Source organism: Frankia alni ACN14a (genome assembly GCF_000058485.1).
Taxonomy (GTDB): domain Bacteria; phylum Actinomycetota; class Actinomycetes; order Frankiales; family Frankiaceae; genus Frankia; species Frankia alni.
Genome location: NC_008278.1, coordinates 5,430,431 through 5,444,422 on the forward strand (window position 1 = coordinate 5,430,431; position 13,992 = coordinate 5,444,422).

Sequence of the window (13,992 nt, forward strand, 5' to 3'; positions counted from 1 at the left end):
CAGGAGCGGCGGGGTCAGCCCCCGGCCAGGGTGACGATGCCGTCCGCGGCGACGTCGCTGCCGGCGAGGACGCGGCCGAGCGCGGCGAGGAACGCGTCGACCTCGGCGGGCAGGCCGGCGGTGACCCGCAGCCAGCCGGGCAGGCCGACGTCGCGGACGAGCACCCCCGCGTCGAGCAGGCCGCGCCACACCGCACGCTGGTCGGCGAACAGGCCGAAGAACACGAAGTTCGCGTCGCTGGGCGCGAGCCGCAGGCCGAGGGCCCCCAGCTCCACCACGATACGGTCCCGCTGCGCCTTGACCGCCTCCACCGTGGCGAGCAGCTCGTCGGCGTGCGCGAGCGCGGTACGGGCGACGGCCTGGGTGAAGCTGGACAGGTGGTAGGGCAGCCGGACGAGCTGCAGCGCGTCGACGACGGCGGGGTGCGCGGCGAGGTAGCCGACCCGGGCGCCGGCGAGGGCGAACGCCTTGCTCATCGTGCGGGTGACGATGAGGCGCGGGTGGCGGGGCAGCAGCGTCAGGGCGCTGGGCACCCCGGCCCGGCGGAACTCGGCGTACGCCTCGTCGACGACGACCATGCCGCTGCCGACGCGCGCCATCGCCTCGCAGGCGGCGACGACGACGTCCAGGGGCAGGGCCGTGCCGGTCGGGTTGTTCGGCGAGCATAGAAACAGCAGCGCCGGGCGGTGGCGCTCGACAGCCGCGGTCACGGTCTCTGCGGAGAGGGTGAAGTCCGCCGCGCGCTCCTCGCGGACCCACTCGGTCGCCGTGGCCAGGGCGATGAGCCGGTGCATCGAGTAGGACGGCTCGAAACCGACCGCGACCCGCCCGGGGCCGCCGAACGCCTGGCAGAGCTGCTGGAGGATCTCGTTGGAGCCGTTGGCGGCCCAGACCTGGGCGGTGTGCACGCCGAACCCGGCGTCGGGCGTGAGGTAGTAGGCGAGGTCGGCGCGCAGGGCCTCGGCGTCGCGGTCGGGGTAGCGGTTGGCCTCGGTGGCGACGAGGGTCGCGGCCTTGCCGAGCGCGTCGACCAGGCCGATCGACGGCGGGTGCGGGTTCTCGTTGGTGTTGAGCAGCACCGGCACGTCAAGCTGCGGCGCCCCGTAGGGGGACAGCCCACGCAGGCTGTCGCGCAGCGGCAGCCCGTCGATGTCGAGCGGGCGCCAGGGCCGGTCGTCCCCGGCGGGGCCGGCCTCGGCGGGGTGGGACGCCTGGATCGTCATCGGAATCGAGCCTCCACGGCGTCGGCGTGTGCGGTGAGATCCTCGGCCCCGGCGAGCGCGGCGAGGCGCGGGGCGACGGCGTGCAGCGCGTCGCGGGTGGACTCGACGACGTGGACCTGGCGCTGGAAGGCGGCCACGGCCAGGCCGCCGGAGTGCCGCGCCGTCCCGCCGGTGGGCAGGACGTGGTTGGAACCGGCGAGGTAGTCGCCCAGCGGGACGGGGGCGTGGGGGCCGACGAACACCGCCCCGGCGTGGCGCACCCGGGCGGCGACCGCGGCCGCGTCGGCGGTCTGGACCTCCAGGTGCTCGGCCGCCCAGGCGTCGGCGACCGCGAGGCCGGCGTCGACGTCGGCGACGAGCGCCACGGCGCCCTGGCCGGCGAGGGCCTCCTCGACCCGCTCGCGGTGGCGCGTGGCGGGCACCTGCTTGCCGAGCTCGATGTCGACGGCGTCGGCGAGCTCCACCGACGAGGTGACGAGCAGGCAGGCCGCCATCGGGTCGTGCTCGGCCTGGGCGATGAGATCGGCGGCGACGAACGCCGGGTCCGCGGTGGCGTCGGCGAGGATCGCGACCTCGGTGGGGCCGGCCTCCGCGTCCACCCCCACGACGCCGCGCACGAGCCGCTTGGCGGCCGTCACGTAGACGTTGCCCGGGCCGGTGACGACGTCGACGGGCGGGCAGCTCGCGGTGCCGTAGGCGGCCATCGCGACGGCCTGGGCGCCGCCGGCGGCGTAGACCTCGTCGATCCCGAGCAGGGCGCAGGCGCCGAGCACGACCGGGTGCGGCAGGCCGTCGTTGTCCCGCTGCGGCGGGGAGAACACGGCCAGCGAGCCGACCCCGGCCTCCTGGGCGGGCACCACGTTCATCACGACGCTGCTCGGGTAGGCGACCCGCCCGCCGGGCACGTACAGCCCGACCCGCTCGACCGGCACCCACCGTTCGGTGACCGTCAGGCCCGGCCCGACCTCGATCGTGACCGCCTCGCGCAGCTGCGCGCGGTGCACCACCCGGCTGCGGCGGATCGCCTCGACGAGCGCGTCGCGCACGGCCGGATCGAGGGCGTCGGCGGCGGCGTCGAGCGCCGCCTGCGGCACCCGCAGGCTGGCCGGACGCACGCCGTCGAACCGGGCGGCGGCGTCCAGAACGGCCGCGTCGCCGCGGGTCCGCACGTCCTCGCAGACGGGACGGACGGCGTCGACGGCGGCGTCCACGTCGATCGCGGCCCGGGGCAGCAGACGCCGGACATCGGCCGCGGAGGGCACCGCACCCCGCAGATCAAGCCTTCTGAGCACGATACGAGACTAGCCGCCGAGCCGGGGGGCGGTGAAATCACAGCTCGCGGCGGGGTGTCACGCTCATCTGCGTGACCGACACCCGTACCCCGCCGCCCCCGGCCGGTCCGCCGCCCACCCCCGATGCGCCGGCGGGGTCCGTGACCGTGCCCGGGGAGTCGTTGGCGACGCTGCTGCACGGCTACCGGGTGCACGCACGGGCGCCCCGCGGCGTGGTGGCGGCGCTGACCGAGCGGCCGCGGACCCTGCGCGCCCTGATCCAGGACTCGGGGCTGCCGCGCCGCTCGGTCGAGGAGATCCTCGGCTGCCTCGGCGACGATCTGCGGACCGGGGCCGGTGGAACGTTCGTGCTGCGGCCCGCCGCCGTCGACCGCTACCGCGCCCTGATCGACTACGACGAGCTGCGCGCGGGCACCCCGCTCGACTCCCTCGCCGCGGCGATCGGCCGCAACGATGCGCTGGTCACGACCATGCACGAGCTCATCGCCTCGGCCCCGCGCCCCCGAGCCGAGCTGGACCACGTGCCGGCCACGGCGGCGACGGTGGTCCGCCGGGCCGTCTGGCTGGCGACCCACTTCGACCTGCGCGACGCCCATCTGCTGTGCGTGGGCGACCACGACCTGACGTCGCTGGCCGTCGTCCTGCTGGCCGCTGCCGCGGCCTCGGCCCCGGGCTCGGCGCGGCGCGGGCCCGCGGTCACGGTGGTGGACATCGACGAGGACCTGCTGGAGTTCCTCGACCGGTCGGCCCGGTCGCGGGGCGTGCGGCTGCGATGCCTGTACGCGGACCTGCGCTTCGGGCTGCCGCCGTCGGTGGCGGGCAGCGCCGATCTCGCCTTCACCGACCCGCCCTACACCCCGCAGGGCGTGTCGTTGTTCGCCGCCCGCGGCGCCCAGGGCCTCGCCGACCGGGAGCGCGGCCGGGTCCTCGTCGCCTACGGGTTCAGCGACCGGGTGCCCACCCTCGGCTGGAAGGTGCAGCGGGCCCTGCTCGACCAGGGGCTCGTCTTCGAGGCGATCTGGCCGGCCTTCCACACCTACGAGGGCGCGGAGGCGGTCGGCGCCCGCGCCGACATGTACGTCTGCCAGCCGACCCCGGCCACCTGGAAGCACCTCGACCGCCCGGCGCCGGCGCGCGGGCCGGTGCCGACGGCGATCTACACCCGCGGCCGGCAGTCCACCGAGAGCCGGCCGGTACCGCCGGCGCAGCCCGTCCTCGCCGCGGCCACCGCATTCCTCGCGGCGGCGCCGGGCCGGTCGGTCTTCGTCGGCGAGCGCCCGGAGCTGGCCGCGGCGGCCCACGCACACCTTGCGACGGTCCTCGAACGCGGGTTGCCGACGGCCGCCGCCGGAGCGGGCGGGCCGCTGTCCGCCGTCGCCGACCTGTCCGACGATCCGGGCCCGTGGCTGACGCGGCTGCTGCTGGCCGTCAACGCCGACCGGCTCGCCGTGATCGTGACCGCCGATCATTCCGTCCTGGGCGCCGGGGGCAGCCGGTCGGATGCCCTCGACCCGCTGCGGGCGAAGTGGGTTCCCACGCCCGAGCACGACGCCACCGCCGATCACCACGCCGCCACCGATCACCAAGGCGGCGGCGATCACCACGGCGACGGCGGGGACGGGGCCTGGGGTGGTGCCCGCCTGGTGACGTTCGCCGCGGTCGACCCCGCCGACCTGGATCCCGGCATGCGCCTCGCCCGCTGGCTGCTGGACCGGCCGCACGGCAAGATCGGCAACGTCTGGCGCGACGGCCTGATCCGCGTCGTCCGGACGGCCGAGGGCCGGGCGCCGTCCCAGCGGGAGGCCCTGGCGGCCGCGCGCCGGGCCGTCGCCGATCCCGATCTGCTCGCCGCCCGGCTGATCGACCTGCCGCGGCACGCACTTGCCTCGACGCTCGCCGCCGCGGTGACCAGCGTCGAGCCGCCCCGCGAGGGCGAGGCCGCCGCGGGTGGGTGAGGGGTCGGCGACGCGGCGCTCACACCCGCGGGGACGCCGCACTTCGCCCCACTGGACGTCCTACGCTGGGAAGATGGCGACGCCCGCAGGCCACCACCGCACGGGACGGATGCCGGACCCGCCACGCCAGCCCGATCCCGGCGGCGCCCGGGTCCTGGTGGTCGAGGACGACGACGGGCTCGGGACGCAGCTCGTCCGCGGGCTGGACCGGGCCGGCTACACGGCGAGCCGGGTGCGCACCGGCGGCGCCGCCCTCACCCAGATCGCCGGTCCCACCCCGCCCGACCTGGTGCTGCTCGACCTGGGCCTGCCGGACATGGACGGCGCGCAGGTGTGCGGACGCATCCGCGAGCGCACCGACATCCCGGTGATCGTCGTGACGGCCCGGGGGGACGAGGCCGACCGGGTCGAGGCGCTCGACCTGGGCTCGGACGACTACCTGGTCAAGCCGTTCGGATTTGCCGAGCTGCTGGCCCGGATGCGGGCCGTGCGCCGGCGCACCGCCGGGCGGACCGGCGGTGGGGACGCCGACCTGCTCCGGCACGGCCCGCTCACGCTCGACCGGCGCAGCCGCCGGATCACCGTCGACGGCCGCCCCGTCGCCGTCACCGCCCGCGAGTACGACCTGCTGGCCTTCCTCGCCGCCGACCCGGGCCGGGTACGGACCCGGCAGGAGATCTTCACCGGGGTCTGGGGAGACTGGTTCGGCTCGCCGAAGGTCCTCGACGTGCACATCGGCGCTATCCGCCGCAAACTGGGCAAACCGGAACTGATCGAGACGGTGTACGGGGTCGGCTTCCGGCTGGCCGGCGCCCAGGCCGCCAGGTCCCACGCCACCGCGACGCAGGCCACCGGAACGCAGGCCACCGGAACGCAGAGCACCGGAACGCAGAGCACCGGCACGCGGGGCACCGGCACGCGGGGCGTGGTCGGGCCGGCCGATCCGGCCCGCCTGCCGGTGCAGGGTGGTTGGCGGCAGGAGCTGCCGGGCTGATGAGCCGGCGGATCCTCGCCGCCCAGCTCCTGCTGACCGCGGCGCTGCTCGTCGGGCTGTGCGTCCCGATGGGTCTGGACGCCACCCGGCACGACCGGGCCCTGTTCGGGCTGCGGTTGTCCGCGTCGACCGACGCCTACGTCGCCGAGGTGAAGTGGCGGCGGCTGTCACCGGACGCCGCGCCGCTGCCGGTGCCCCGCCGCGACAGCGCGGACGTGCCCCCCGACGAACTGCGCCTCTACCGGCCCGACGACACCCCCGTGGCCGACACCGGCGAGGACATCCCGGTCACGCCGCAGGACCTCGACCGTGCGCACCACCACAGCATCACGCTCGAACCGAGCGACGCCAACGGGCACCGCATGATCCTCGTGGCACCGGTGTCCAACGCGAACGGTCTGGTCGGGGTCCTCGCGGTCGCGCGCAGCGACTACGGCCTGCGGGCCTCGATCAATCAACGGTGGACGAAGATCGCCGTCGGTGGCCTGCTGGTCGCGCTGGCGGCCCTGGCGATCTCCATCCTGCTGGCCCGCTGGGTGGGCCGCCCGCTGCGCCGGCTCGGACACGCCGCCGGCGAGCTCGGCGCGGGCGACCTGACGATCCGGGCCCGGGCCGTCGGCGGCCCGCCCGAGGTCCGGGAGGTCGCGGCGACCTTCGACGCGATGGCCGACCGGATCCAGTCCCTCGTCGACAGCCAGCGGCACTTCCTCGCCGACGTGTCCCACCAGATCCGCACCCCGCTGACCGCGATGCGGCTGCGCCTGGAGCTGCTCGAACAGGACGTCGACGCCACCGTGGCCGCCGAGGTGGCCGGCACCCTGGTCGAGGTCCACCGGCTGTCCCGCATGGTCGACGGGCTGCTTGCCGTCTCCCGGGCCGAACACGCCCCGACCGCCGCCCGGCGGGTTCCCCTCGCGCCGGTGACCGCGCAGCGCTGCCTGATCTGGCGACCGGTGGCCGCCGCCGCGGACATTGCGCTGACCTGGGACGTCGACGACACGCACATCGTGACCAGCGGCCCCGGCCATCTCGAGCAGATCCTCGACAACCTGCTCAGCAACGCGCTCGAGGCCACCCCGCCCGGCGGCCGGATCCGGATCGAGTCGCAGCCGGCCCCGCCGACCCTGACCGGACCGGCGATCCGCCTCACCGTCACCGACAACGGCGGCGGCATGAGCGCCGAGCAGCGCAGGGCGGCCTTCCGCCGCTTCGGCGGCGCGGCCGGCGGGCGCGAGCTGGGACAGGCGCAACAAGCCGAAAGCGAACGGGATCCCGACAGCGAGCGGGATCCCGACAGCGAGCGGGACTCAGCCGGCGAGCGGGACCCCGACACCGAGCAGGGGTCCTGGGCCGATCGGGGATCCGGCGGCGGGCGAGGTGGCCCGGACGGGCGGGTCGCCGACCCGGACCGGACGCCGCGGCGCGCCGATCGGCGGGGCCACGGGCTCGGACTCGCGATCGTGCACGCCCTGGTGACCGCCGACGGTGGGACGATCACGCTGGCCCCCGCCGCGACCGGTGGCCTGTGCGTCGTGCTCGACCTGCCGTCGGCGAGCCCGCAGCCCGGCGAGAGCGCCGCGGCGGTTCCGCCGCAGCGGGCCGGAGCCGGCCACCTCCGGCATCCCTCGGAGCTCGGGCTCCCGGAACCGGAGTTCGGGCTCCTCGACATCGTCGACGATGCCTACCGGGACCGCGAGGCCGGGCGAGAAGCCTGACGGGCCCGCGCTGGGCCCGCCGCCGCCCGGGGTCCCATCTGTGATCTTTACCGTTTCTTTCCCGGCCGAATCGCGGTAACGCACCGGCAATCCGATGCCGGACGGTTATTTTCGCACCGAGCGACCAGGGAGGGAGTACCCACAGATCATGCCAAGAAGCCCGGCGCAACGCATTCGGGAAGTCACGGCGCTCGGTGCCGAGACGGTTCGCCGCCAGGTCGTCGGGGGTGGCGGCCGAGGTTCCAAATCCACCTTTCTCAGCGGCAGAATCGCGGCATATCTGACCGAGCACAGCTCACCGCCCGACGAGGTCCTCGACGACCTGTCGGCGGTCACCGCCGCACTGCCCGAGGCGGAGATGCAGGTGCCCGCCGAACAGGGCACGCTGCTGACCATCCTGACCGCCGCGATCGCCCCGCGGCGGGCCGTCGAGGTCGGCACCTTCACCGGCTACTCGGCCCTGTGCATCGCCCGCGGCCTGCCGACCGACGGCCGCCTGCTCTGCCTCGACGTCAGCGAGGAATGGACCACGATCGCTCGCAAGCACTGGGCGCGGGCCGGCGTCACCGACCGGATAGACCTCGTCCTCGGGCCGGCCGCCGACAGCCTCGCGGACCTCGCCGAGGAACCCACCTTCGACCTGGCCTTCATCGACGCGGACAAGGTTTCCTACCAGCGCTACTACGACCTGCTTGTTCCCCGCATGAACCCCGACGGGGTCATTATCGTGGATAATGTTCTCCAATACGGTGAAGTCGTGCGCCCGCGCTCGGAGAATCCGGCGGTGGTCGCCGTCCGGGAGTTCAACCGGCTGCTCGCCGCCGATTCCCGGGTACAGGTCGTGATGCTGCCGATCGCCGACGGGCTGACCATCGCCCGCAAGCTGCCCTCCCCTCGCGGCGGCGACTGACGCGGGCGCGGCGGGCGGGCGGGCGGGCGGCATGTCACACCGCGGCCGGCGGCCCCGTCCCTCCCCACAGGGGTCGCCGTTCGGGTGGCCCCGCCCCGGGGCGGCACGGCCCCGGCCAGTCGGGAAGGGGATCAGGAGATGACCCAGCGGGTGAACGTGGCGGAGGTCGCGCCGGAGGGGTATCGGGCGATGCTCGGCCTGGAGCGCTACGTCCGGCAGAACGTCGACGGCACGGTCCTCGAGCTGGTCAAGCTAAGGGCTTCGATCATCAACGGCTGCTCGTTCTGCGTGGACATGCACAGCCGGGACGCCCTCGCGGCCGGAGAGTCCTCGCGCCGGCTGTTCGCAGTCGGGGCCTGGCGGGAGGCGCCGTTCTTCGACGAGCGCGAACGCGCGGCGCTCGCGCTCACCGACGAGGCCACCCGGCTCGGCCCGGACGGCGTGACCGACGAGACCTGGGCACTGGTCACGAAGAGCTGGTCGGAGAAGGAGGCCGCGGACCTGATCCTCGCCATCGTGACGATCAACGCGTGGAACCGGATCGCGATCCCGAGCCGTCTGAGCCCACCCATCGACGCCTGAGCCGAACTCTCCCGAGGGAGCGGTATCACAGGGTGACGGAGGTGTCTCCGGGGTAGAGGGTCCAGCCGTCGCCCGCGCGACCCCAGCCGCTGGACGCCCAGGCGCCGCCGTCGATGTTGAGGGTGACGCCCGTGATGTACTTCGCCCGGTCGGAGCTGAGGAACACCGCCGCGTCGCCGACCTCGTCGGCGTGGCCCTCGCGGCCGAGCGGGACGTAGCGCTCCACCTCGGTCCGGCGCTCCGGCGACAGCGGCGGCAGGTTGTCGGGGTCGACCGGGCCGGCGAAGATGCCGCGCATGCCGGCGGTGGCGGTGTGGTCGGGCGCCAGCGCGTTGACCCGGATCTGGTCCTCGCCGAGTTCGAGGGCCATCGTCCGGGTGAAGGAGATCATGCCGGCCTTGCAGGCGGCGTAGACGGCGTAGAGCGGCGCCGCGCGCTGCCCCTCGATGCTGGTGATGTTGAGGATCGATCCGCCGGCACCGCCCGCGGCGATCAGCGGCGCGGCGGTCGACGTCGCCGCGATCATGCTGACCAGATTGATGTCGATGTGCCGGCGCCAGCTGCGCTCGCTCTGCTTCAGGAAGCGGTTCGCCTTCACCCCGCCGGCGTTGTTGACGAGGATGTCGAGCCGACCGAACTCCCCGTGTGCGGCGGTGATCGAGCCGGCCAGTGCCTCGGTGTCCATCACGTCGGTGGGCAGCGTCAGCGCCGTGCCGCCCGCCTTCTCGATGATCTCGAGCGTGCTCGCGGCACGCTCCGGATCGATTTCGACCAGCCCCACCGACACCCCGACGCGGGCCAGCGCCACCGCGATGGCCTGCCCGATGCCGGCCCCGGCGCCGGTGACCACCGCGGCCTTCCCGGCCAGGCCCAGCTCGAACGACTGCTCCGGGATCGCCTGCGTCATCGTCGCTGCTCCTCTGGCACGGCTGGACGGAATCCGGCACCGCTGGACGGAATCCGGCACCGCTGGACGGAATCCGGTGCTGCCGGCCAGCAGCACCTGGTGAGACACCAAATCATCACGCACCGACCGGCGGCAACCGGACGCCTGCGCCTGCGCCGGCGCCGGCGCCTTCTGACAGCGACGGCTACCGTGTGCACGTGTCCCATGTCGCGCAGGAACCAGCGGACGAGGCGGTCGCAGTGCCGGGCGGGTCGCTGTGGACCCTGTCGCGGGGGTCGGGGCCGCCGATGGTTCTCGCGCATGGCGGGCCAGGGCTGTCCAACAACCTCGAACCCGTCGCGGGGATGGTCGACGATGTCGCGCGCGTACACCTCTACGACCAGCGAGGCTGTGGACGCTCTCGGGCGAGCGGGCCGTTTGACATCGCCACCCTCGTGGCCGATCTGGAGGCTCTGCGCACGCACTGGCGGCATGAGCGTTGGGTGGTCGGCGGCCATTCCTGGGGTGCGGCGCTCGCGCTGTTCTACGCTCTCGCGCACCCTGACCGCACGCTCGGCGTCATCTACCTGGCGGGGACGGCCATCCGCTGGGGATGGAAGGACGGCGTGCAACGCGAGCGGCTGAGTCGCCTCACCGCGGCTGAACGCCAGGAGTTGACGGCGCTCGGCGCACGCCTGGAAAGCAACGGGGACGAACGCGACCGGGCACGGTTCCTGCGTCTGATGTGGTCCACGGACTTCGCCAGCCGTGCGGCGGCGACCGTCCTGGACAGCGAGCCGCTGTACGGCTATCCGCGTGCCGAGGCGGTGGCGCGCGCGGTGCAGAGCGACTGGAAGGCTCGACTCGATGCTGGCATCGACGACGACCTGCGGCGACTCACGGTGCCGGTGCTCGTCGTTCACGGCAGGCGCGACCCCGATCCCACGGGGGCGCGCGAGGTTGCGGACCTGGCGCCGCGTGGCCGGTGGGTGCCGCTGGACAACGCCGGGCACTCTCCGTGGCTCGAGCGGCCGGCGGAGATGCGTCAGGTGCTACGCGCCTTTCTGGGCTCGCTGAGCTGAGGAATTCCCGGCCCGGTCGATGTGGGGCTGGGCGAGCATCCGGTCGAGCAGGCGGGCGAGGAAGACGGTGTGCCGGTGCAGCAACGCCGGGTCGAGCTTGTCGAGCTGGTCGCCCGGGCCGACCTGGAGCAGGTACGCCGGCCCGCTGATGAACGCCGCCGTCGGCAGGCCGAGCCGGTAGGGGAACGTGCCCTCGCCGTAGAGCCCGTCGGCAGCCGGTGGGAGCACGGCGGCCCGGGTGAGCCCGCCGGCCCGCACCTCGTCGAGCGCGAGCCGGCGCAGCCGTTCGCTGTGTCCGACGGCGACGACGACGGGTTCGCTGCGGCCGGTCGGCCCGTAGGGCACGGTGCCGCCGCCTTCGTCCCAGCCCGTCGCGCCGAGATGTTCGGCGACGAGCGCCATCGCGAGGCGGTCCCGCAGCCGCGGGTGGCGGCGCAGCCAGGCGTCGGGCTTCACCGTCGCCGCGTCGGCGGTCATGTGCGCCGGGGAGAACAGGAACACCGCGTCGCGCCTGCGCCGCGCGGCCGGGCCCCGGCGGGCGAGCCGCTCGGCGAGCGCGAGCAGGGCCGGCCCGCCGTTCTCCTCGATCGCGTTCTGCCCGTCGGTGTGCGTGGCGACAAGCACGTCGCCGCCCGCCCGCGCCGAGCCGCGGGGGTCGGGGTCGCGGTTTCGGTCGGCGCCGCACTCGGGGTCGGGGTCGGGGCTGCAGTCGGGGTCGGGGCTGCAGTCGCGGTCGCGGTCGGAGTCGGGCAGCCGGGCCAACAGGTAGTCGACGGAGCTGTCGTCGTGGCGGGCGGTCAGGACGACGGTGGCCCGCAGCGGGCCGGCCGCGAGCAGGGCTCGCAGTCGGGCGCCCTGCTCGCGGTCGACGTGCAGGGTCGGCAGGCCGGCGTACGGCTGCTGGTGCGGGGTGTACTGGCCGGCGGCCAGCGCCGGTGGCAGATCGAGGATCTCGATCATCGCGAGGGCACCGTGCCGGCGGGCGAGGGCGAGATCGGGTGGTGCCGGGACGCCGAGCCACACCCGCGAGTAGTCCTCGGCGGCGAGCAGCGCCCGCGCGTCGGGCGGCTCGACGGCGTCGGCGAGGTCGGTGAGCACCGCCGCGGGCAGCCGGGCGACCGGCGCGTCGGCGAGCACGATCGCACCCGCCACCGACCGGCCCCGGTAGTCCGCCGCGCCGCCCGCGCCGACGTCCACCACCGTCGCCGTCACCCCGCGGGTCGACGTCTCCCCGGAGTACGGACGGTAGGAGGCGACGGGCACCGTGACGCTCACCCCTCGTGCGTCGACGACGCGTAGCGCCCAGTCGTCGGCGAGCCAGCGGGCCAGGGGGACGGGATGGCGGGTCACCGCCAGGCCCAGCCTCCGCAACTGCGCGTCAAGGTCGTCGATGTGGCGGTGGTGCGCCGGTGAGCCGGGCAGCCGCGGGCCGAACGAGACCATCCGCTCGACTGCTTCCCAGAGGGCGCCCTGGCTGTTTAGGCCCCCGCTCCTACTCGGTCCCGTCATCACCGCGGAACCTACCCGCCGCGGCCGTCCCCGCCGTTCGCCGCGACGAACGACCGCCGACGAACTGTCGCCTCGAAACCCGCATGCCGCTTCGCCGACCGCGACACCTCGGCGGCGACAACGACGGATCGTGCCCGCGCCGGCCCGCTACGGCGTCTCCCGCGTCGCGGCCTGTATCCGCTGGGCCGCCCTCTCCTGGGCGACCAGCAGGCGGAGTGTCTCGATGTCGGCGACGTCCTTCTGCCGCCATGGCCGGCCATGACGCAGGTGCGGGAACTGCTCCTTCATCGCGAGCATGCCATCGGCACTCATGACCAACATCGCCGTGCCGTCGAGCATCGCCCGCTCTTCGGCGAAGGACCCCGGCGGGAACAGCCAGTCAGACCATCGGCCCAGGGGCTGGCTGCATGACCCGTCTGGCCACCTGTCGAAGTACGCGGTGCTGAACGGAACATCGCCCCAGGTGAACTCGCAGGATTCCGCCGGCGGCCGGGTCGCCAGCGCCACGGCCCCGGCCTTCGTGAGCGCCACCTTCGATCGCTCGGCGTGGCGGCGCTCCACCCAGAACTCGACGTCACCGTGCTCGCGAGTGATCCGCCCGATCCTCGCGTCCAGTCCCCAGCCTCCGAACAGCCAGGCCGGGATGCCGACTTCCTGGAGCAGCGACAGGATCCTGCGAATGACGCGCAGTTGCCCTTCGGCCTGCTGATCCACGGCCTGATCCTTCCAGGGCTCGTCGAGGAGAAGGTCGGCCAGCGTCCGCTGGCGGTAACCAGACGAACCACCCCACGCGTGACACATCGTGCCACCTGGAAACGCGCCGCCACCAGGGGCTGGGCAGCGGAGCCGCTGTTCTTGCAGAGCCCGATAATGCAGTGGCCTGCCCGGAGGCGGATCGATAGCCTCCGGCGAGTGATGTACGAGGACCCGCGTGCGTACCTGCTTGGGCTTGAGGGCATTGCGTTGTTGCGCGCGTTCACCGGCGAGTCTGACCGTGACTTCGTAGCGGCCCGGATCGCGGAGATACGCAGAGTGCTCGCCGACGAGGCGTTGGCACACGCGGCGGTGGAAGTCGACCGGGTGGACACGGTTACGGGCTATCGGCTGTGGTCAGCGACGTATGACGGGCCCAACGGGGCGTTCGACGTCGACGAACCCGTGGTCAGGGAGATCGTGGACCCGCTGCCCGTCGGTGTTGCTCTGGACGCCGCGTGCGGGACCGGTCGCTACGCCGAGTTTCTCGCCGGGCGTGGCCATCGGGTCATCGGCGTGGACCGCTCGCCCGACATGCTCGCCCGCGCACGTACTCGGGTGCCGCAGGGCCAGTTCCTGCTCGGTGATCTGCACCGGCTCCCCGTGGCCGACGCCGAGTTCGACCTGGTCGTGTGCGCCCTGGCGCTGACCCACATCGGCACGCTCGGGCCGGTCCTGGCGGAGTTCGCCCGGGTCCTGCGTCCAGGCGGTCACCTGGTGATCTCCGACATGCACCCCGAGACGGTGGCGCTGGGCTCGATTCCCTCCGTCCGCGGTGCGGATGGCCGACCTGGACATCTGAGTGCCCACCGCCACCTGATCGGGGACTATCTGCGAGCCGCGCTGGCGGTGGGACTGCGCGTGCGTCGCTGCGAGGAGCCTTCCGCGCCGGCCGACGAACCGTCGGGGCCGGCCGACCAACAGGGCACGTTCGCGGAGGTGGGACCGTGGGAGCGGTGGCCGTGGTGCCTGGACGACATGGTGCCCGAAGCAGCGCGAGCCGCCAGGGCCGGTGTGCCGGCGCTGGTCATCTGGCATTTCCAGTCGGCTGAATCGTGACACCACCGTCTGTCCTGACACGGAGCGACGCC

12 protein-coding genes are annotated in these 13,992 nt (G+C 74.1%); 7 read left to right on the forward strand and 5 right to left on the reverse strand.

Annotation, left to right across the window (positions count from 1 at the left end; genetic code table 11):
* Window positions 1-14: 14 nt before the first annotated feature.
* On the reverse strand, window positions 15-1,223 hold the full coding sequence (locus FRAAL_RS21810; protein WP_011606115.1) for a histidinol-phosphate transaminase: 1,209 nt from the start codon (window positions 1,221-1,223) through the stop codon (window positions 15-17).
* A complete protein-coding gene (hisD, locus tag FRAAL_RS21815) occupies window positions 1,220-2,515 on the reverse strand; it encodes a histidinol dehydrogenase (RefSeq protein WP_011606116.1) in 1,296 nt (431 codons plus the stop codon). The genes FRAAL_RS21810 and hisD overlap by 4 nt, the downstream gene beginning before the upstream one ends.
* Before the next feature lie 71 nt (window positions 2,516-2,586).
* Between hisD and FRAAL_RS21820 the strand changes: the two genes are divergently transcribed.
* The 5 genes from FRAAL_RS21820 to FRAAL_RS21840 all read left to right on the forward strand — a co-directional run bounded on the left by FRAAL_RS21820 (window position 2,587) and on the right by FRAAL_RS21840 (window position 8,671).
* Window positions 2,587-4,470 carry a bis-aminopropyl spermidine synthase family protein gene (locus FRAAL_RS21820; protein ID WP_011606117.1) on the forward strand — a complete coding sequence of 628 codons (1,884 nt, stop codon included), beginning with the start codon at window positions 2,587-2,589 and terminating at the stop codon, window positions 4,468-4,470.
* A 73-nt stretch (window positions 4,471-4,543) separates the two neighbouring features.
* Window positions 4,544-5,464 (forward strand): response regulator transcription factor, encoded by a 921-nt coding sequence (locus FRAAL_RS21825; RefSeq protein WP_083866879.1) that lies wholly within the window; start codon window positions 4,544-4,546, stop codon window positions 5,462-5,464.
* A complete protein-coding gene (locus FRAAL_RS21830; RefSeq protein ID WP_011606119.1) occupies window positions 5,464-7,179 on the forward strand; it encodes a sensor histidine kinase in 1,716 nt (571 codons plus the stop codon). The genes FRAAL_RS21825 and FRAAL_RS21830 overlap by 1 nt, the downstream gene beginning before the upstream one ends.
* 148 nt (window positions 7,180-7,327) lie before the next feature.
* A complete protein-coding gene (locus FRAAL_RS21835) occupies window positions 7,328-8,089 on the forward strand; it encodes an O-methyltransferase (RefSeq protein ID WP_083866880.1) in 762 nt (253 codons plus the stop codon).
* Between the two features lie 138 nt (window positions 8,090-8,227).
* On the forward strand, window positions 8,228-8,671 hold the full coding sequence (locus FRAAL_RS21840; protein WP_041939607.1) for a carboxymuconolactone decarboxylase family protein: 444 nt from the start codon (window positions 8,228-8,230) through the stop codon (window positions 8,669-8,671).
* Between the two features lie 25 nt (window positions 8,672-8,696).
* On the opposite strand, the gene FRAAL_RS21845 is transcribed toward FRAAL_RS21840, so the two are convergent.
* Window positions 8,697-9,578 carry an SDR family NAD(P)-dependent oxidoreductase gene (locus FRAAL_RS21845; RefSeq protein ID WP_011606122.1) on the reverse strand — a complete coding sequence of 294 codons (882 nt, stop codon included), beginning with the start codon at window positions 9,576-9,578 and terminating at the stop codon, window positions 8,697-8,699.
* A gap of 197 nt (window positions 9,579-9,775) precedes the next feature.
* Between FRAAL_RS21845 and FRAAL_RS21850 the strand changes: the two genes are divergently transcribed.
* Entirely contained in the window at window positions 9,776-10,639 is an 864-nt protein-coding gene (locus tag FRAAL_RS21850; RefSeq protein WP_162137484.1) for an alpha/beta fold hydrolase, read from the forward strand.
* Here FRAAL_RS21850 and FRAAL_RS21855 read toward each other — a convergent pair.
* Both FRAAL_RS21855 and FRAAL_RS21860 read right to left on the reverse strand, forming a co-directional pair.
* Window positions 10,610-12,082 carry a hypothetical protein gene (locus FRAAL_RS21855; RefSeq protein WP_231861189.1) on the reverse strand — a complete coding sequence of 491 codons (1,473 nt, stop codon included), beginning with the start codon at window positions 12,080-12,082 and terminating at the stop codon, window positions 10,610-10,612. The two genes, FRAAL_RS21850 and FRAAL_RS21855, sit on opposite strands and share 30 nt — an antisense overlap.
* A 213-nt stretch (window positions 12,083-12,295) precedes the next feature.
* Entirely contained in the window at window positions 12,296-12,862 is a 567-nt protein-coding gene (locus tag FRAAL_RS21860) for a nucleotidyltransferase domain-containing protein (protein ID WP_011606125.1), read from the reverse strand.
* 201 nt (window positions 12,863-13,063) lie between these two features.
* Between FRAAL_RS21860 and FRAAL_RS21865 the strand changes: the two genes are divergently transcribed.
* Complete coding sequence (locus tag FRAAL_RS21865) at window positions 13,064-13,960, forward strand: class I SAM-dependent methyltransferase (RefSeq protein ID WP_197537220.1); 897 nt, start codon at window positions 13,064-13,066, stop codon at window positions 13,958-13,960.
* The last annotated feature ends 32 nt before the right edge of the window (window positions 13,961-13,992 follow it).

Excerpts from the sequence above, each read along its gene's own strand:
- FRAAL_RS21835 (WP_083866880.1), top strand. The coding sequence starts at position 7,328 with ATGCCAAGAAGCCCGGCGCAACGCATTCGGGAAGTCACGGCGCTCGGT.
- FRAAL_RS21830 (WP_011606119.1), top strand. The coding sequence starts at position 5,464 with ATGAGCCGGCGGATCCTCGCCGCCCAGCTCCTGCTGACCGCGGCGCTG.
- FRAAL_RS21845 (WP_011606122.1), bottom strand. The coding sequence starts at position 9,578 with ATGACGCAGGCGATCCCGGAGCAGTCGTTCGAGCTGGGCCTGGCCGGG.
- FRAAL_RS21865 (WP_197537220.1), top strand. The coding sequence starts at position 13,064 with ATGTACGAGGACCCGCGTGCGTACCTGCTTGGGCTTGAGGGCATTGCG.
- FRAAL_RS21825 (WP_083866879.1), top strand. The coding sequence starts at position 4,544 with ATGGCGACGCCCGCAGGCCACCACCGCACGGGACGGATGCCGGACCCG.
- FRAAL_RS21840 (WP_041939607.1), top strand. The coding sequence starts at position 8,228 with ATGACCCAGCGGGTGAACGTGGCGGAGGTCGCGCCGGAGGGGTATCGG.
- FRAAL_RS21810 (WP_011606115.1), bottom strand. The coding sequence starts at position 1,223 with ATGACGATCCAGGCGTCCCACCCCGCCGAGGCCGGCCCCGCCGGGGAC.
- FRAAL_RS21855 (WP_231861189.1), bottom strand. The coding sequence starts at position 12,082 with ATGGTCTCGTTCGGCCCGCGGCTGCCCGGCTCACCGGCGCACCACCGC.